The organism is Nonlabens ulvanivorans (assembly GCF_032922765.1).
Classification (GTDB): Bacteria; Bacteroidota; Bacteroidia; order Flavobacteriales; family Flavobacteriaceae; genus Nonlabens; species Nonlabens ulvanivorans.
Genome location: NZ_CP136694.1, coordinates 1,862,839 through 1,877,131 on the forward strand (window position 1 = coordinate 1,862,839; position 14,293 = coordinate 1,877,131).

At 37.3% G+C, this 14,293-nt stretch carries 28 protein-coding genes; all 28 read right to left on the reverse strand.

Translation table 11 applies throughout. The annotated features are described in order from the left end of the window. Window positions 1–6: 6 nt before the first annotated feature. Window positions 7–381 carry a 30S ribosomal protein S13 gene (gene rpsM, locus R1T42_RS08295; protein ID WP_036580355.1) on the reverse strand — a complete coding sequence of 125 codons (375 nt, stop codon included), beginning with the start codon at window positions 379–381 and terminating at the stop codon, window positions 7–9. 3 nt (window positions 382–384) lie between these two features. Beyond that, window positions 385–501, reverse strand: coding sequence for a type B 50S ribosomal protein L36 (gene ykgO / locus R1T42_RS08300; RefSeq protein WP_015361145.1), 117 nt, complete (start codon window positions 499–501; stop codon window positions 385–387). 1 nt (window position 502) lies between these two features. Beyond that, window positions 503–718, reverse strand: coding sequence for a translation initiation factor IF-1 (gene infA, locus R1T42_RS08305; RefSeq protein WP_015361146.1), 216 nt, complete (start codon window positions 716–718; stop codon window positions 503–505). Beyond that, on the reverse strand, window positions 718–2,055 hold the full coding sequence (gene secY, locus R1T42_RS08310; RefSeq protein ID WP_036580349.1) for a preprotein translocase subunit SecY: 1,338 nt from the start codon (window positions 2,053–2,055) through the stop codon (window positions 718–720). Before secY ends, infA begins: the two co-directional genes overlap by 1 nt. 9 nt (window positions 2,056–2,064) lie before the next feature. Next, window positions 2,065–2,517 (reverse strand): 50S ribosomal protein L15, encoded by a 453-nt coding sequence (rplO, locus tag R1T42_RS08315; RefSeq protein WP_317290013.1) that lies wholly within the window; start codon window positions 2,515–2,517, stop codon window positions 2,065–2,067. A gap of 11 nt (window positions 2,518–2,528) precedes the next feature. Continuing rightward, window positions 2,529–2,708, reverse strand: a complete 180-nt coding sequence (gene rpmD / locus R1T42_RS08320; RefSeq protein WP_036580343.1) for a 50S ribosomal protein L30 — start codon at window positions 2,706–2,708, stop codon at window positions 2,529–2,531. A 10-nt stretch (window positions 2,709–2,718) separates the two neighbouring features. Further along, window positions 2,719–3,243: a 30S ribosomal protein S5 gene (gene rpsE / locus R1T42_RS08325; RefSeq protein WP_006795799.1), complete on the reverse strand. Its 525-nt coding sequence runs from the start codon at window positions 3,241–3,243 to the stop codon at window positions 2,719–2,721. A gap of 17 nt (window positions 3,244–3,260) precedes the next feature. Beyond that, on the reverse strand, window positions 3,261–3,608 hold the full coding sequence (rplR, locus tag R1T42_RS08330) for a 50S ribosomal protein L18 (protein WP_036580341.1): 348 nt from the start codon (window positions 3,606–3,608) through the stop codon (window positions 3,261–3,263). A 14-nt stretch (window positions 3,609–3,622) separates the two neighbouring features. Beyond that, window positions 3,623–4,165, reverse strand: coding sequence for a 50S ribosomal protein L6 (gene rplF, locus R1T42_RS08335; RefSeq protein WP_036580339.1), 543 nt, complete (start codon window positions 4,163–4,165; stop codon window positions 3,623–3,625). Window positions 4,166–4,175: 10 nt separating this feature from the next. Continuing rightward, window positions 4,176–4,574, reverse strand: a complete 399-nt coding sequence (gene rpsH, locus R1T42_RS08340) for a 30S ribosomal protein S8 (RefSeq protein ID WP_042288581.1) — start codon at window positions 4,572–4,574, stop codon at window positions 4,176–4,178. Window positions 4,575–4,593: 19 nt separating this feature from the next. Next, window positions 4,594–4,863, reverse strand: a complete 270-nt coding sequence (gene rpsN / locus R1T42_RS08345; RefSeq protein ID WP_036580333.1) for a 30S ribosomal protein S14 — start codon at window positions 4,861–4,863, stop codon at window positions 4,594–4,596. Window positions 4,864–4,867: 4 nt separating this feature from the next. Continuing rightward, window positions 4,868–5,419 carry a 50S ribosomal protein L5 gene (gene rplE / locus R1T42_RS08350; protein ID WP_006795803.1) on the reverse strand — a complete coding sequence of 184 codons (552 nt, stop codon included), beginning with the start codon at window positions 5,417–5,419 and terminating at the stop codon, window positions 4,868–4,870. A 2-nt stretch (window positions 5,420–5,421) separates the two neighbouring features. Next, window positions 5,422–5,733 (reverse strand): 50S ribosomal protein L24, encoded by a 312-nt coding sequence (gene rplX, locus R1T42_RS08355; protein WP_036580331.1) that lies wholly within the window; start codon window positions 5,731–5,733, stop codon window positions 5,422–5,424. A 9-nt stretch (window positions 5,734–5,742) separates the two neighbouring features. Continuing rightward, a complete protein-coding gene (rplN, locus tag R1T42_RS08360) occupies window positions 5,743–6,111 on the reverse strand; it encodes a 50S ribosomal protein L14 (RefSeq protein WP_006795805.1) in 369 nt (122 codons plus the stop codon). Then, on the reverse strand, window positions 6,111–6,368 hold the full coding sequence (rpsQ, locus tag R1T42_RS08365) for a 30S ribosomal protein S17 (protein WP_036580329.1): 258 nt from the start codon (window positions 6,366–6,368) through the stop codon (window positions 6,111–6,113). The genes rplN and rpsQ overlap by 1 nt, the downstream gene beginning before the upstream one ends. A 9-nt stretch (window positions 6,369–6,377) precedes the next feature. Beyond that, a complete protein-coding gene (rpmC, locus tag R1T42_RS08370; RefSeq protein ID WP_036580326.1) occupies window positions 6,378–6,560 on the reverse strand; it encodes a 50S ribosomal protein L29 in 183 nt (60 codons plus the stop codon). Between the two features lie 6 nt (window positions 6,561–6,566). Then, the gene (gene rplP / locus R1T42_RS08375; RefSeq protein ID WP_006795806.1) at window positions 6,567–6,989 is read right to left on the reverse strand and encodes a 50S ribosomal protein L16; all 423 of its coding nucleotides are present in this window, start codon (window positions 6,987–6,989) and stop codon (window positions 6,567–6,569) included. Window positions 6,990–6,998: 9 nt separating this feature from the next. Further along, window positions 6,999–7,721, reverse strand: coding sequence for a 30S ribosomal protein S3 (gene rpsC / locus R1T42_RS08380; RefSeq protein WP_006795807.1), 723 nt, complete (start codon window positions 7,719–7,721; stop codon window positions 6,999–7,001). An 8-nt stretch (window positions 7,722–7,729) separates the two neighbouring features. Next, a complete protein-coding gene (gene rplV, locus R1T42_RS08385; protein ID WP_036580323.1) occupies window positions 7,730–8,140 on the reverse strand; it encodes a 50S ribosomal protein L22 in 411 nt (136 codons plus the stop codon). Window positions 8,141–8,148: 8 nt separating this feature from the next. After that, a complete protein-coding gene (rpsS, locus tag R1T42_RS08390; protein ID WP_036580320.1) occupies window positions 8,149–8,427 on the reverse strand; it encodes a 30S ribosomal protein S19 in 279 nt (92 codons plus the stop codon). Between the two features lie 2 nt (window positions 8,428–8,429). Then, window positions 8,430–9,254 carry a 50S ribosomal protein L2 gene (gene rplB / locus R1T42_RS08395; RefSeq protein ID WP_036580318.1) on the reverse strand — a complete coding sequence of 275 codons (825 nt, stop codon included), beginning with the start codon at window positions 9,252–9,254 and terminating at the stop codon, window positions 8,430–8,432. 16 nt (window positions 9,255–9,270) lie between these two features. After that, window positions 9,271–9,561, reverse strand: a complete 291-nt coding sequence (gene rplW / locus R1T42_RS08400; RefSeq protein ID WP_036580315.1) for a 50S ribosomal protein L23 — start codon at window positions 9,559–9,561, stop codon at window positions 9,271–9,273. Window positions 9,562–9,564: 3 nt separating this feature from the next. After that, entirely contained in the window at window positions 9,565–10,194 is a 630-nt protein-coding gene (rplD, locus tag R1T42_RS08405) for a 50S ribosomal protein L4 (protein WP_036580313.1), read from the reverse strand. After that, window positions 10,194–10,811: a 50S ribosomal protein L3 gene (gene rplC / locus R1T42_RS08410; RefSeq protein WP_042247915.1), complete on the reverse strand. Its 618-nt coding sequence runs from the start codon at window positions 10,809–10,811 to the stop codon at window positions 10,194–10,196. Before rplC ends, rplD begins: the two co-directional genes overlap by 1 nt. A 75-nt stretch (window positions 10,812–10,886) precedes the next feature. After that, window positions 10,887–11,192 carry a 30S ribosomal protein S10 gene (gene rpsJ / locus R1T42_RS08415; RefSeq protein ID WP_006795812.1) on the reverse strand — a complete coding sequence of 102 codons (306 nt, stop codon included), beginning with the start codon at window positions 11,190–11,192 and terminating at the stop codon, window positions 10,887–10,889. Between the two features lie 10 nt (window positions 11,193–11,202). Further along, window positions 11,203–13,344, reverse strand: a complete 2,142-nt coding sequence (fusA, locus tag R1T42_RS08420) for an elongation factor G (protein WP_036580308.1) — start codon at window positions 13,342–13,344, stop codon at window positions 11,203–11,205. A gap of 6 nt (window positions 13,345–13,350) precedes the next feature. Next, window positions 13,351–13,827, reverse strand: a complete 477-nt coding sequence (rpsG, locus tag R1T42_RS08425; protein WP_006795814.1) for a 30S ribosomal protein S7 — start codon at window positions 13,825–13,827, stop codon at window positions 13,351–13,353. 64 nt (window positions 13,828–13,891) lie between these two features. Then, entirely contained in the window at window positions 13,892–14,266 is a 375-nt protein-coding gene (rpsL, locus tag R1T42_RS08430) for a 30S ribosomal protein S12 (protein ID WP_006795815.1), read from the reverse strand. Between the last annotated feature and the right edge of the window lie 27 nt (window positions 14,267–14,293).

The window sequence follows — 14,293 nt, forward strand, 5'->3', positions numbered from 1 at the left end:
TACTTATTATTTAGTTGCCTTTTTCTTGTTAGCAACAGTCTTACGTTTACCTTTACGAGTACGTGAGTTGTTCTTAGTTCTTTGACCTCTAAGTGGAAGCCCAGATCTGTGGCGAATACCACGATAGCAACCAATATCCATTAGACGCTTAATATTAAGCTGTGTCTCAGATCTTAATTCACCTTCTATAGTGAATTCACCTATGGCTGCACGAATCTTACCAATTTCATCATCATTCCAATCTGTCACCTTTTTATCTAAGCCAACACCCGTATCGATAAGAACTTGTTTTGCACGATTACGTCCGATACCGTATATGTAAGTCAATGAGACTTCTCCACGTTTATTTTTAGGTATATCTACCCCTGCAATTCTAGCCATAGCTTAACCTTGTCTTTGTTTAAATTTTGGATTCTTTTTGTTGATTACATAAAGACGACCTTTACGGCGTACAATTTTACAATCAGCACTTCTCTTTTTAATCGATGCTCTTACTTTCATATTAGTACCTATAAGTGATCCTTGCTTTCGTTAAATCGTAAGGACTCATTTCTAATTTTACTTTATCTCCTGGAAGCAACTTAATGTAATGCATACGCATCTTTCCAGATATGTGTGCCGTTACTACGTGCCCGTTTTCTAATTCTACCCTAAACATTGCGTTAGACAATGCCTCTATAATGGAACCGTCTTGTTCTATTGCCGACTGTTTTGCCATTACGCTACTGCTTTTCTATTTTTACCTGTTTTAATTAAGCCATCATAATGACGATTTAACAAGTATGAATTTATTTGTTGCATAGTATCTATCGCTACTCCTACCATAATTAATAATGATGTACCTCCATAAAATAATGCCCATTGCTGTGTTACTCCCATAAGAGAAACAAAAGCTGGAAATATAGCTACTAAAGCAAGGAAAATGGATCCAGGCAAAGTAATTTGCGACATAATTTTATCTAAATAATCCGCAGTTTCTGTTCCAGGTCTAATTCCTGCAATAAAACCACCATTTCTTTTTAAATCATCGGCCATCTTATTAGTAGGCACAGTTATTGCGGTGTAAAAATAAGTAAATATTATAATTAATAGTGCAAAAACTAAATTATACCAAAAACCAAAAATATCACCGAAAGCAGTTTGAACTGTTGTAGCCCAAGAAGTATCTAGCTGACCTAAAGCTGCTGGAACAAACATAATTGCTTGAGCGAATATAATAGGCATTACTCCAGATGCATTTAACTTTAAAGGGATAAACTGTCTAGATCCTTGTTCATTTTTTTCATAACCACCTGATGCAGCTCTTCTTGCGTATTGTACAGGAATTTTACGAACAGCCATTACAAGCATAATACATAACAAAATTACAACAAACCAAACTAATAACTCAACCAAAACTAACATCACACCACCAGTACCCGTGACTCTCGCAGCAAATTCTTGTACGAACGCCTGAGGTAATGTAGCTATAATACCAACCATAATTAACAGCGATATACCATTTCCAATACCCTTGTCAGTAATTTTTTCTCCTAACCACATCGCAAAAACGCAACCAGTAACAAGAATAATAGTACTACTAACAAGAAAAAGATTCATATTATCTGGCATCAAATAAGCATCACTAGGAACACCTAAGGTACCAAGACTTAAAAGATAACTTGGAGCCTGAATTAAACAAATACCAATAGTTAACCATCTAGTAATTTGATTAATCTTCTTTTGACCACTAGCACCTTCTTTTTGTAGCTTCTGTAAATAAGGAATCGCAATCCCCATAAGCTGCACAACAATACTAGCCGATATATACGGCATTATACCTAAAGCAAACACTGACGCATTTGAAAAAGCACCACCGGTAAAAGCGTTAAGGACGAAACCAATACCACCACCCTCGAAATTTTCAGAGAAACTAGCTAGTTTACTTGAATCTATTCCTGGAAGAACTACTTGTGCACCAAAACGGTAAACAAGAAGCAAACTGAAAGTCATAATAATACGATCTTTCAGCTCATCAATTTTCCAAATATTTTTTAATGTTTCTATAAATTTCATCGATTAAGATTATAAGATTTGTGCTTGACCACCAGCTTTTTCAATGGCAGCCTTTGCAGTTGCAGTAAACTTATGAGCACTTATGTTAATAGTAGCTTTCAATTCACCACGACCTAATATCTTAACTAAATCATTTTTATCGACAAGACGCTCCTCTATTAAATTCTCAATAGTAATTACATCACTCAAACGTCCTTCATCTACATAAGCTTGCAAAACATCTATATTGACACCTGCATACTCTTTACGATTGATATTTGTAAAACCAAACTTAGGAACACGTCTTTGTAAAGGCATCTGACCACCCTCAAAACCGATTTTCTTAGAATAACCAGAACGAGATTTAGCCCCTTTGTGACCACGTGTAGCTGTACCACCTTTACCAGAACCCTGACCACGACCAATGATCTTGGCAGATTTTTTAACTGAACCTGCAGCAGGTTTAAGATTATTTAAACTCATTTATTTTCTTTTTAAGCCTTCTCAACAGAGACTAAATGTTCAACTTTAGCAATCATTCCCTGAATAACAGGAGTATCATCATGCTCTACAACCTGATTCATTTTACGTAAACCCAACGCTTCCAGAGTACGTTTTTGTCTTAACGGTCTTTTAATTGCGCTACGCACTTTTTTTATTTTTAACTTTGCCATTATCGTATGATTAACCGTTAAATACTTTATCTAAAGAAACACCTCTTTGTTTCGCCACTGTATGAGCATTACGCAATTGCAACAGAGCATCGAAGGTAGCTTTTACAACATTGTGAGGATTTGAAGAACCTTGATTCTTAGAGAGAACATCATGTACACCCACAGCCTCAAGAACTGCACGAATAGCACCACCGGCAATTACTCCAGTACCTGTTGCAGCAGGAATTAATAAAACTCTTGCTCCACCAAATTTACCCTTTTGCTCATGTGGTATTGAACCTTTAACGAGAGGAATTCTTACCAAGTTTTTCTTAGCATCCTCAACAGCCTTAGAAATAGCCTCAGAAACCTCTTTAGACTTACCTAAACCATGACCTACTACTCCACTTTCATCACCAACAACGACAATCGCTGAAAATCCAAAAGCACGTCCACCTTTTGTTACCTTAGTAACACGTTGAACACCCACTAAACGATCCTTAAGATCAAGCCCACTAGGTTTTACTAATTCTACGTTTTTATATTTTTGGTACATTACTGTAATGTTTGTAATTAAAATTTAAGACCAGCTTCTCTAGCCCCATTAGCCAAAGACAATACGCGACCGTGATAAAGATAACCTCCACGATCAAACGATACCGTTTCAACACCAGCAGCTTTAGCCTTCTCTGCTACAGCCTTTCCAACCTCATTTGCTATAGAAATTTTTTCGCCATTTGACTTTAAATCTCTTGATGAAGCTGACGCTATAGTTACTCCATCTACGTCATTGATAACTTGAGCATAAATCTCTTTATTACTACGGTACACCGATAAACGAGGACGCTCAGCTGTTCCCGAAATATTCTTACGAATTCTTCTGCGGATTTTATTTCTTCTTTCAGACTTTGAAAATGCCATAATATACTTATCTATTATGCTGATTTACCAGCTTTTCTTCTTAATTGTTCACCCACAAATTTAACACCTTTTCCTTTATAAGGCTCAGGTTTTCTGAAAGATCTTATTTTTGCTGCTACTTGACCAACTAACTGCTTGTCAAAAGAAGATAATTTAATCTTCGGGTTCTTACCTTTCTCAGAAATTGTTTCTACCGTTACTTCCTTAGCTATATCCAACACAATATTGTGTGAATAACCTAAAGCTAAATCCAAGACCTGTCCTTGATTAGATGCTCTATAACCAACACCGACGAGTTCAAGTTCTTTAGACCAACCTTCAGAAACACCAGCAATCATATTAAAAACTAAAGACCTATATAATCCATGCTTAGCTTTATGATCTTTGGAATCAGAAGGACGAGTTACTAAAACTTCATCTCCTTCTACCTTAATGGCAACATCCGAGTAAACCTGAGTAAGCTTACCTAACTTACCTTCTACATTTATAACTCCGTTGTCGACCTTTACGGTAACACCAGCTGGAATTGCTACGGGATTATTTCCTATTCTAGACATATCTAATTATTTAATATACGTAACAAAGAACCTCACCACCTACATTCTCTGTACGGGCTTGTTTATCTGTCATTACACCTTTACTAGTTGAAACAATGGCAACACCTAAGCCATTAAGAATTCTAGGTAACTCACCTGCACCAGCATATTTACGTAAACCAGGCTTACTTAACCTTTGGATATCCTTTATAACTGATTCCTTAGTTTCTCTATCATATTTCAAAGCTATCTTAATGTTATCCTGAGCTGCATGCTCTTCAAACTTATAACTTAGAATATAACCTTGATCAAATAAAATCTTAGTAATTTCCTTTTTTAACTTAGAAGCAGGCACATCAACAACACGGTGATTAGCACGTACTGCATTTCTAATTCTAGTTAAATAATCTGCGATTGGATCTGTATTCATAATGCTATATTTAAGCTAATTACCAACTAGCTTTTTTAACTCCTGGGATTAAACCTTGATTTGCCATCTCTCTAAAAAGAACACGGGAAATACCGAACTGTCTCATATAACCTTTTGGCCTACCAGTAAGCTTACATCTATTGTGTTGTCTTACAGGAGAAGCATTTTTAGGCAACTTCTGAAGAGCTTCATAATCTCCAGCTTCCTTTAAAGCTTTGCGCTTGTCAGCGTACTTTGCAATTAGTGCCTCACGTTTGCGCTCACGCGCTTTCATTGATTCTTTTGCCATTGTATTAATCCTTTTTGAAAGGTAAACCAAGCTCACCAAGAAGAGACTTTGCCTCTTTATCAGTTTGCGCACTAGTAACGAATGTAATATCCATACCAGAGATTTTATTAACCTTATCTATATTTATTTCTGGAAAGATGATTTGCTCAGTAATTCCTAAATTATAATTTCCTCTACCATCAAAACCACTAGCTTTGATACCTTGAAAATCTCTAACACGCGGTAATGCAACCGTAACTAAACGATCTAGAAATTCGTACATACGCTCACCCCTCAACGTCACCTTAACACCTATAGGCATACCTTTACGTAACTTAAAGGAAGCAACATCTTTCTTAGAAAGCGTAGCAACAGCTTTTTGACCAGTAATTGTTGTCAACTCATCAAGAGCATAATCAATCAATTTTTTATCGGCAACTGCAGCACCAACACCACGGCTTAATACTATCTTTTGCAACTTAGGAATCTCCATTACATTATTGTAACCGAATTCCTCTTTTAAAGAAGCAGCAACGCGCTCCTTATATTCTGTCTTGAGTCTAGGAATATATGCCATGACTAAATTAAATCGTTTGTTGTTTTAGCAAATCGAACCTTCTTATCACCTTCCATACGATAACCAACACGAGTTGTTTTACCATTATTGTCAATCAATGACAAATTAGAAATCTGCATTGGAGCTTCAATTTCTTTAATCCCACCCTGTGGATTGGTAGCGCTTGGCTTCTCATGCTTTGAGACCATATTCACACCTTCCACGATGGCTTTATTTTTGTCTTTAAAAATACGAGTAATAACACCTTCAGAACCTTTATGTTCTCCAGCAAGTACACGTACTTTATCTCCTGTTTTAATTTTTACCTTTACCATGATTGTAAATTATAATACTTCTGGAGCTAATGAAACTATTTTCATAAATTGCTTATCACGCAATTCTCTCGCAACCGGCCCAAATACACGAGTACCTCTCATTTCCGAGTTAGGATTCAATAACACACAAGCATTATCGTCAAATCGTATATAAGATCCATCTGGTCGACGCACCTCTTTTTTAGTTCTTACTACTACTGCGGTAGAAACAGCACCTTTTTTGATATTACCATTAGGTGTAGCTTCTTTAACAGAAACAACAATTTTATCTCCTACTGACGCATACCTTCTTTTAGTACCACCTAACACCCTAATACAAAGCACTTCTTTTGCTCCCGTATTATCAGCCACCTTAAGTCTTGATTCCTGTTGTAACATTACTTAGCTCTTTCTATAATTTCTACTAATCTCCAATTCTTAGATTTACTAAGAGGTCGAGTCTCCATGATACGCACCGTATCACCTTCATTACACTCATTTTTTTCATCATGAGCAACGTATTTCTTAGTCTTTAAAACGAACTTTCCATACATAGGGTGTTTTCTCTTCTTAACTTCCGCAACAACGATACTTTTATCCATCTTGTTACTTCTTACAACACCAATACGTTCTTTTCTTAAATTTCTAGTTTCCATAATGTTCGTCTACTGATTATTTATAGCCGTTTTAAGTCGAGCGATAGTTCTACGCAAATCCTTAATTTGAGAAGGATTATCTAGTGGGGACACTATATGCGTTCTCGTAAGATCTGCATAAACCTTCTGTGATTCTGCTAACTTATCACTAAGTTCAGCAGCAGAATAACCTTTTACCTCTGATTGTTTCATAACTACTTATTGTTCTTGAAAATCGCGAGCGACTATAAATTTTGTTTTAACTGGTAACTTTTGCGCCGCTAACCTTAGAGCCTCCTTTGCTGTTTCAAGTGGAACACCTGAAATTTCAAATAAAATTCTACCTGGCTTAACTACAGCAGCCCAATATTCTACCGCACCTTTTCCTTTACCCATACGAACCTCTAAAGGCTTCTTAGTTATAGGCTTATCCGGAAATATTTTGATCCATAAAGAACCTTCTCTCTTCATGTAGCGAGTCGCAGCAATACGCGCAGCCTCAATTTGACGAGAATTAATAAATTCTGAATCTAATGATTTGATACCAAACGTACCATACGCTAGCTGATTACCGCGTCCGGAATTACCCTTCATGCGACCCTTCTGCTGTTTTCTAAACTTTGTCTTTCTAGGTTGTAACATCTCTAGCTATTATTTTCTGCGACGACGATTTCCACCTCTGTTCCCAGAGCCGCCATCTGATTTACTTTGTTTCTTCGATAAACCTACTAACGGAGATAACTCACGCTTTCCATAAACCTCACCTTTCATAATCCACACCTTAACACCTAAGCGACCATAAGTCGTATGAGCCTCAACTAAAGCATAGTCTATATCAGCACGGAATGTAGATAAAGGAATTCTACCATCTTTGTAAGATTCAGAACGAGCCATTTCAGCACCATTCAACCTACCAGAGATTTGTATTTTAATACCTTCAGCATTCATACGCATTGCAGCAGCGATAGCCATCTTTATTGCACGTCTATATGAAATTCTATTCTCAATTTGGCGAGCTACACTTGCTCCTACCAAAAAGGCATCAAGTTCAGGACGTTTAATTTCGTGAATATTAATCTGCACATCTTTACCAGTAATCTTCTTAAGCTCTTCCTTAAGACGATCCACTTCTTGACCACCTTTACCTATAATAATACCAGGTCTAGCAGTAGTTATTGTTACAGTTACAAGTTTCAAAGTACGCTCTATAATAACTCTTGAAACACTAGCTTTAGATAAACGAGCATGAATATACTTACGTATTTTATCATCCTCTGCAAGCTTGTCACCATAATCATTACCACCGTACCAGTTAGATTCCCATCCTCTGATGATACCTAAACGATTTCCTATCGGATTAGTTTTTTGTCCCATATCCTTTTTTAGTTAACCTCTGTATTATTAGTTTGACCTAACACAACAGTAACGTGATTCGATCTTTTTCTTATTCTATGTGCTCTACCTTGAGGCGCTGGACGCAACCTTTTCAACATAGACCCACCATCAACTCTTATCTCTTTAATAAAAAGACCAGCTTCAGCAACATCAGAATCTTCATTCTTCGCTTGCCAATTAGCTATAGCAGACAAAACTAATTTATCAAGTCTACGAGCAGCTTCTTTAGATGAAAACTTTAAAATATTTAAAGAATCCTCAACCTTTTTACCTCTGATAATGTCCGCCACTAACCTCATTTTACGAGGACTAGTAGGACAGTTGTTAAGCTTAGCAAATGCGACGCTCTTTCTCTCTTCCTTAAGCCTTTCAGCCATTTGTTTTTTACGAACTCCCATAGCTTAGATTACTTTTTTCCTTTGTTCTTAGCTCCTGCATGACCTCTAAAAGATCTTGTTGGAGAGAATTCACCTAACTTGTGACCAACCATATTCTCTGTAACATAAACAGGAATAAATTGCTTCCCATTATGAACACCAATAGTTTGCCCGACAAAATCAGGAGTAATCATTGATGCACGAGACCAAGTTTTAATAACAGTCTTTTTTCCGGACTCAACATTTTGAGCCACCTTAGTTTCCAACTTATGGAATACATAAGGTCCTTTTTTTAATGAACGAGCCATAATTATTTCTTTCTACGTTCTAAAATATATTGAGTACTAGCTTTATTCTTGTCACGAGTACGATAACCCTTAGCAGGTATACCGTTACGAGAACGTGGATGACCACCTGAAGACTTACCTTCACCACCACCCATAGGGTGATCGACAGGATTCATAACAACAGGACGTGTTCGAGGCCTTCTACCTAACCATCGTGATCTACCAGCCTTACCACTAACCACCAATTGGTGATCGCTATTTGAAACAGCGCCAATTGTAGCTAAACACTCTTGCAAAACTAACCTTGTCTCACCAGAAGGCATTTTAACAGTTGCATACTTACCATCCCTTGCCATTAACTGAGCAAATGAACCAGCACTACGAGCAATAACAGCTCCCTGACCAGGATGCAACTCGATACAACTAATAATACTACCTAAAGGAATACTCGATAATTTCATAGCATTACCAACCTCAGGAGACACAGAGTCACCAGAAACTATATTCTGACCAACTTGCAAACCATTCTGAGCTATAACATAACGCTTTTCTCCATCTTGATAATTCACTAAAGCAATAAAAGCAGTCCTATTCGGATCATACTCTATAGACGCGATTGTAGCAGGCACTCCTTGCTTATCTCTTTTAAAGTCTATAATACGGTAGCGCCTCTTATGACCACCACCTTTGTAACGCATAGTCATACGACCACTAGCATTACGACCACCTGAACGTTTTTTCGGAGCGAGTAAACTCTTTTCCGGCTTATCAGTCGTTATGGCATCATAGCCATTAACAACTCTAAATCGCTGTCCAGGAGTAACAGGTTTTAATTTTCTAACTGACATCTTTTGTCTGTATTATTTATATATTACTATAAAGGTCGATGGTATCTCCATCTTGCAATTGTACAAAAGCTTTTTTACTAGCTTTAGTTTTACCAATTTGCATCCCTGATTTTGTAAACTTTGTTTTACGCTCAACACGTACATTCATAGTTCTTACCTTAGTAACAGTAACACCATATGTAGCCTCAACCGCATTTTTAATTTGAATCTTATTAGCGTTAGGCATAACCTCAAACCCATAACGATTCAATAACTCACTATCACTAGTAGCTTTTTCTGTAATGATTGGTTTTATTAAGATATTCATAGCCTATTTACTTAAAGTTTCCTCGATTCCTTCTAATGAGCTCTCCAACACTACAACACTATTAGCATGTAAAATTTTGTAAGTGTTTAATTCTGAGTTAGTTACCACTTCAGAACCCTTGAAATTTCGAGAAGACAAATATACATTATTATTTGAACCACCCAACACAAAAAGAGATTTTTTATTATCTAATCCTAAAGACTTCAAAACATCTATAAAATTCTTAGTTTTTGGAGCCTCAAAATTAAAGTCTTCAACGATATGTAAATTACCTTCAGCCATCTTCTGACTCAAAACAGATTTACGAGCTAATCGCTTCTGACCTTTATTTAATTTAAAAGAATAATCTCTAGGAACAGGACCGAACATACGTCCACCACCTCTAAAAACACCTGACTTTATAGATCCAGCTCTTGCTGTACCAGTTCCTTTTTGCTTCTTAATCTTACGGGTACTACCAGTAATTTCAGCACGTTGCTTAGCCTTGTGAGTTCCTTGACGCTGATTTGCTAGATATTGCTTAACATCTAAATAAATCGCGTGATCATTAGGCTCAATTGCGAAAATGCTATCAGATAATTCAACCTGACGTCCAGTTTCTTTTCCTTTAATGTCTATAACTGATACCTTCATTACTTCTGTAAGATTACATAAGCATTCTTATGTCCAGGTACACATCCTTTAACCACTAAAAGATTTTTTTCCGGAACTACTTTAAGAACTCTTAAATTTTCAACTTTAACTTTTGTATTACCCATCTGTCCAGCCATGCGCATTCCTTTAAATACACGAGCAGGATAAGACGCCGCACCAATAGATCCTGGTGCACGTAAACGGTTATGCTGACCATGAGTGGCTTGACCAACTCCAGCAAATCCATGGCGTTTTACAACACCTTGGAAACCTTTACCCTTCGATGTTCCTGATACATCTATAAACTCACCTTCAGTGAATATATCAACAGAGATTGCATCTCCTAATTTGTAAACCTCATCAAAACCTTGAAATTCTACAACTTTTCTCTTGACACCAGTTCCCGCTTTCTTAAAGTGACCTTGAGCCGCTTTAGATGCGTTTTTGTCTGATTTGTCATCGAAACCAAGTTGAAGGGCAGCATAGCCGTCCACTTCTTCAGTTCTGACTTGGGTAACAACGCAAGGACCTGCCTCTATGATCGTACATGGCATATTCTTACCATTCTCATCATAAATGCTAGTCATTCCGATTTTTCTTCCTATTAACCCAGACATAATTATTATTTATTATATTAATGTTATTCATTAAATCACGCTTTCGCGAAAGCGTGATTTAATGAAACTTTTTTATTACACTTTAATCTCAACTTCAACCCCACTTGGTAACTCCAACTTCATTAAAGCATCAATAGTTTTGCTAGATGAACTATAAATATCTAACAACCTCTTGTAAGAGCTTAATTGGAATTGTTCACGTGATTTTTTATTAACGTGAGGAGACCTTAATACTGTAAAGATTTTCTTGTGAGTTGGTAATGGAATTGGACCAGTTACCACAGCACCTGTACTCTTCACTGTTTTAACGATTTTTTCAGCAGACTTATCTACCAGCATGTAATCGTAAGACTTTAACTTTATTCTGATTTTTTGACTCATCTTTTGAAAATTAGTTTGTTGCACCTTTAGCTGCTGCGATTACTTCTTCACTAATGTTAGAAGGAGTTTCAGCATAGTGTGAAAATTCCATTGTTGATGTTGCACGACCTGATGAAAGAGTACGTAATGTAGTTACATAACCAAACATTTCAGATAACGGCACTTCAGCCTTCACAACCTTTGCACCTGCACGATCACCCATATCATTAACCTGTCCACGACGACGGTTTAAGTCACCTACAATATCACCCATATTTTCTTCAGGAGTAATAACTTCAAGTTTCATAATAGGCTCAAGTATAACAGCTCCAGCAGATTTTGCAGAGGCTTTATAACCCATTCTAGCAGCTAATTCAAAGGAAAGAGCATCAGAATCTACTGGGTGAAAAGAACCATCCGTAAGAGTAACACGCATACTATCCATCTCAAAACCTGCAAGAGGCCCTGCCTTCATAGCCTCACGGAAACCTTTCTCAATAGCAGGGATAAATTCCTTAGGAACGTTACCACCTTTAATCTTATTAATAAATTGTAACCCTTCTTCTACTTTACCTTCTTCATTTTCTTCAGCAGGCTCGATAGTAAAAACAATATCACCAAATTTACCACGTCCACCAGATTGCTTCTTATAAGTCTCTCTGTGATCTGCAGCTCTTGTAATAGCTTCTTTATATTCAACTTGTGGCGCTCCTTGATTAAGCTCAACCTTAAACTCGCGACGCATACGATCAACGATAATATCTAAGTGCAACTCACCCATCCCAGAAATAATTGTTTGGCCAGAAGCCTCATCAGTTCTCACTTGGAATGTTGGATCTTCCTCCGCTAGTTTAGCTAACGCCATACCCATCTTATCAACATCTGCCTTAGTTTTAGGCTCAACCGCAATACCAATTACCGGATCAGGGAAGTCCATAGATTCCAAAACAATAGGATGCTTCTCATCCGACATTGTATCACCAGTTTTAATATCTTTAAAACCTACTGCGGCACCGATATCACCTGCCTCAATAAAGTCAATAGCGTTCTGTTTATTAGAGTGCATCTGATAAATACGAGAGATACGCTCTTTTTTACCTGAACGATTATTCAAGATATAAGATCCAGCATCTAAACGACCAGAATATGCACGGAAGAAAGCTAAACGACCAACAAAAGGATCAGTAGCAATCTTAAATGCTAATGCAGCAAATGGCTCTTTTACATCAGGTTTACGTAATTCTTCTTTTTCAGTATCTGGATTGATTCCTTTGATACCTTCTTTATCCGTAGGAGAAGGCAAATAACGACAAACAGCATCTAATAAAAACTGAACACCTTTATTTTTGAATGCAGAACCACAAATCATAGGGATGATAGACATATCCATCACAGCAGCACGAAGAGCAGCATGCACTTCATCCTCAGTAATAGAGTCCTCATCTTCCATGAATTTCTCTAATAAATTCTCATCGTAAGCAGCAACCTCTTCAATAAGAAGTGCACGATATTTCTTAGCCTCTGCCTTCATATCCTCAGGGATATCAATCACATCAAATGTTGACCCTTGAGTATTATCATGCCATACAATAGCACGGTTTTTAACTAAATCTACGATACCTTTAAAATCCGCCTCATCTCCAATATTTAAAACAATCGGCACAGCGTTTGATTTCAACATATCCTTTACTTGCTGACATACAGCAAGAAAATTAGAACCTTGACGATCCATTTTATTCACGAAACCAATACGTGGAACTTTATAATTATCAGCAAGTCTCCAATTAGTTTCTGATTGAGGCTCTACACCATCAACAGCACTAAATAAGAATACTAAACCATCAAGAACACGTAAAGACCTATTTACTTCTACAGTAAAATCAACGTGACCAGGAGTGTCTATAATATTAAAATGATAATCTTTAGTTTCTGGTAGCGGCTTTGCATTTTCTAAAGGAAACTTCCAAGTACAAGTAGTAGCAGCAGATGTGATAGTAATACCACGCTCTTGCTCCTGCTCCATCCAGTCCATAGTCGCAGCACCATCATGAACCTCACCGATTTTGTGAGAAACTCCAGTGTAATAAAGAATACGTTCCGTAGTAGTAGTTTTTCCTGCATCAATATGAGCAGCAATACCTATATTTCTTGTGTATTTTAAATCTCTAGCCATTATTTCTTAGAATCTAAAGTGAGAGAATGCCTTGTTTGCCTCGGCCATCTTGTGAGTATCTGTCTTCTTCTTAACAGCAGCACCTTCTTCTTTTGAAGCAGCTAGGATTTCAGAAGCTAATTTTTGAGAAAAACTTTTCTCATTACGCTTACGTGAATAACCTATCAACCACTTCATAGCAGTAGATATCTTTCTGTCTGGACGAATCTGCATTGGAATTTGAAAAGTAGCTCCACCAACACGGCGACTACGTACTTCAACATGAGGCATTACATTTGATAATGCATCTTTCCATAATTCAAGCGCGGTTTTCTCGTCGTCTTGTTTTTTCTCTTCTACAATGTCAATAGCATCATAAAAAAGTTTAAAAGCTGTTGACTTCTTTCCGTGTAACATCATCATGTTCACAAAACGGGTCACTAGCTGGTCGTTAAAACGTGGATCCGGAAGGATAGGACGTTTCTTGGCCTGTCTTTTTCTCATTTCTTCTCTTTGAGTTGTTAATTAAAGCTCACAAACTGAGTATAGCTTGTTAACTTAAAAAATTTTACTTCTTAGGGCGTTTTGCACCATACTTAGATCTACGTTGTGTACGGCCTGCAACACCTGCTGTGTCCAGCGCACCGCGCACTATATGATATCTAACTCCTGGCAAATCTTTTACCCTTCCACCTCTAACCAATACTATCGAGTGCTCTTGTAGATTGTGTCCTTCTCCTGGGATGTAAGCATTCACTTCCTTACCATTGGTAAGTCTAACCCTTGCCACCTTTCTCATTGCTGAGTTAGGCTTCTTAGGTGTAGTTGTGTAAACACGAGTACATACTCCACGACGTTGAGGACAAGAATCTAAAGCAGCCGATTTACTCTTCTTGGTTATTTTGGCTCTTCCTTTACGTACTAATTGTGAAATCGTTGGCATATTGTTTTACGCTAATAAATTAATCCC

Excerpts from the sequence above, each read along its gene's own strand:
- rpsS (WP_036580320.1), bottom strand. The coding sequence starts at position 8,427 with ATGGCTCGTTCATTAAAAAAAGGACCTTATGTATTCCATAAGTTGGAA.
- secY (WP_036580349.1), bottom strand. The coding sequence starts at position 2,055 with ATGAAATTTATAGAAACATTAAAAAATATTTGGAAAATTGATGAGCTG.
- rplN (WP_006795805.1), bottom strand. The coding sequence starts at position 6,111 with ATGTTACAACAGGAATCAAGACTTAAGGTGGCTGATAATACGGGAGCA.
- rplW (WP_036580315.1), bottom strand. The coding sequence starts at position 9,561 with ATGAATATCTTAATAAAACCAATCATTACAGAAAAAGCTACTAGTGAT.
- rplO (WP_317290013.1), bottom strand. The coding sequence starts at position 2,517 with ATGAGTTTAAATAATCTTAAACCTGCTGCAGGTTCAGTTAAAAAATCT.
- fusA (WP_036580308.1), bottom strand. The coding sequence starts at position 13,344 with ATGGCTAGAGATTTAAAATACACAAGAAATATAGGTATTGCTGCTCAT.
- rplB (WP_036580318.1), bottom strand. The coding sequence starts at position 9,254 with ATGTCAGTTAGAAAATTAAAACCTGTTACTCCTGGACAGCGATTTAGA.
- rplE (WP_006795803.1), bottom strand. The coding sequence starts at position 5,419 with ATGGCATATATTCCTAGACTCAAGACAGAATATAAGGAGCGCGTTGCT.
- rpsN (WP_036580333.1), bottom strand. The coding sequence starts at position 4,863 with ATGGCAAAAGAATCAATGAAAGCGCGTGAGCGCAAACGTGAGGCACTA.
- rplV (WP_036580323.1), bottom strand. The coding sequence starts at position 8,140 with ATGGGAGTTCGTAAAAAACAAATGGCTGAAAGGCTTAAGGAAGAGAGA.
- rpsE (WP_006795799.1), bottom strand. The coding sequence starts at position 3,243 with ATGTACCAAAAATATAAAAACGTAGAATTAGTAAAACCTAGTGGGCTT.
- rpmC (WP_036580326.1), bottom strand. The coding sequence starts at position 6,560 with ATGAAACAATCAGAGGTAAAAGGTTATTCTGCTGCTGAACTTAGTGAT.
- rpsJ (WP_006795812.1), bottom strand. The coding sequence starts at position 11,192 with ATGAGTCAAAAAATCAGAATAAAGTTAAAGTCTTACGATTACATGCTG.
- rpsQ (WP_036580329.1), bottom strand. The coding sequence starts at position 6,368 with ATGGAAACTAGAAATTTAAGAAAAGAACGTATTGGTGTTGTAAGAAGT.
- infA (WP_015361146.1), bottom strand. The coding sequence starts at position 718 with ATGGCAAAACAGTCGGCAATAGAACAAGACGGTTCCATTATAGAGGCA.
- rplX (WP_036580331.1), bottom strand. The coding sequence starts at position 5,733 with ATGGTAAAGGTAAAAATTAAAACAGGAGATAAAGTACGTGTACTTGCT.
- rplF (WP_036580339.1), bottom strand. The coding sequence starts at position 4,165 with ATGTCTAGAATAGGAAATAATCCCGTAGCAATTCCAGCTGGTGTTACC.
- rpsH (WP_042288581.1), bottom strand. The coding sequence starts at position 4,574 with ATGAATACAGATCCAATCGCAGATTATTTAACTAGAATTAGAAATGCA.
- rpsM (WP_036580355.1), bottom strand. The coding sequence starts at position 381 with ATGGCTAGAATTGCAGGGGTAGATATACCTAAAAATAAACGTGGAGAA.
- rpmD (WP_036580343.1), bottom strand. The coding sequence starts at position 2,708 with ATGGCAAAGTTAAAAATAAAAAAAGTGCGTAGCGCAATTAAAAGACCG.
- rpsL (WP_006795815.1), bottom strand. The coding sequence starts at position 14,266 with ATGCCAACGATTTCACAATTAGTACGTAAAGGAAGAGCCAAAATAACC.
- rplR (WP_036580341.1), bottom strand. The coding sequence starts at position 3,608 with ATGGCATTTTCAAAGTCTGAAAGAAGAAATAAAATCCGCAGAAGAATT.
- rplD (WP_036580313.1), bottom strand. The coding sequence starts at position 10,194 with ATGAAGGTATCAGTTATAGACATTAAAGGAAAAGAAACTGGACGTCAG.
- rplC (WP_042247915.1), bottom strand. The coding sequence starts at position 10,811 with ATGTCTGGGTTAATAGGAAGAAAAATCGGAATGACTAGCATTTATGAT.
- ykgO (WP_015361145.1), bottom strand. The coding sequence starts at position 501 with ATGAAAGTAAGAGCATCGATTAAAAAGAGAAGTGCTGATTGTAAAATT.
- rplP (WP_006795806.1), bottom strand. The coding sequence starts at position 6,989 with ATGTTACAACCTAGAAAGACAAAGTTTAGAAAACAGCAGAAGGGTCGC.
- rpsG (WP_006795814.1), bottom strand. The coding sequence starts at position 13,827 with ATGAGAAAAAGACAGGCCAAGAAACGTCCTATCCTTCCGGATCCACGT.
- rpsC (WP_006795807.1), bottom strand. The coding sequence starts at position 7,721 with ATGGGACAAAAAACTAATCCGATAGGAAATCGTTTAGGTATCATCAGA.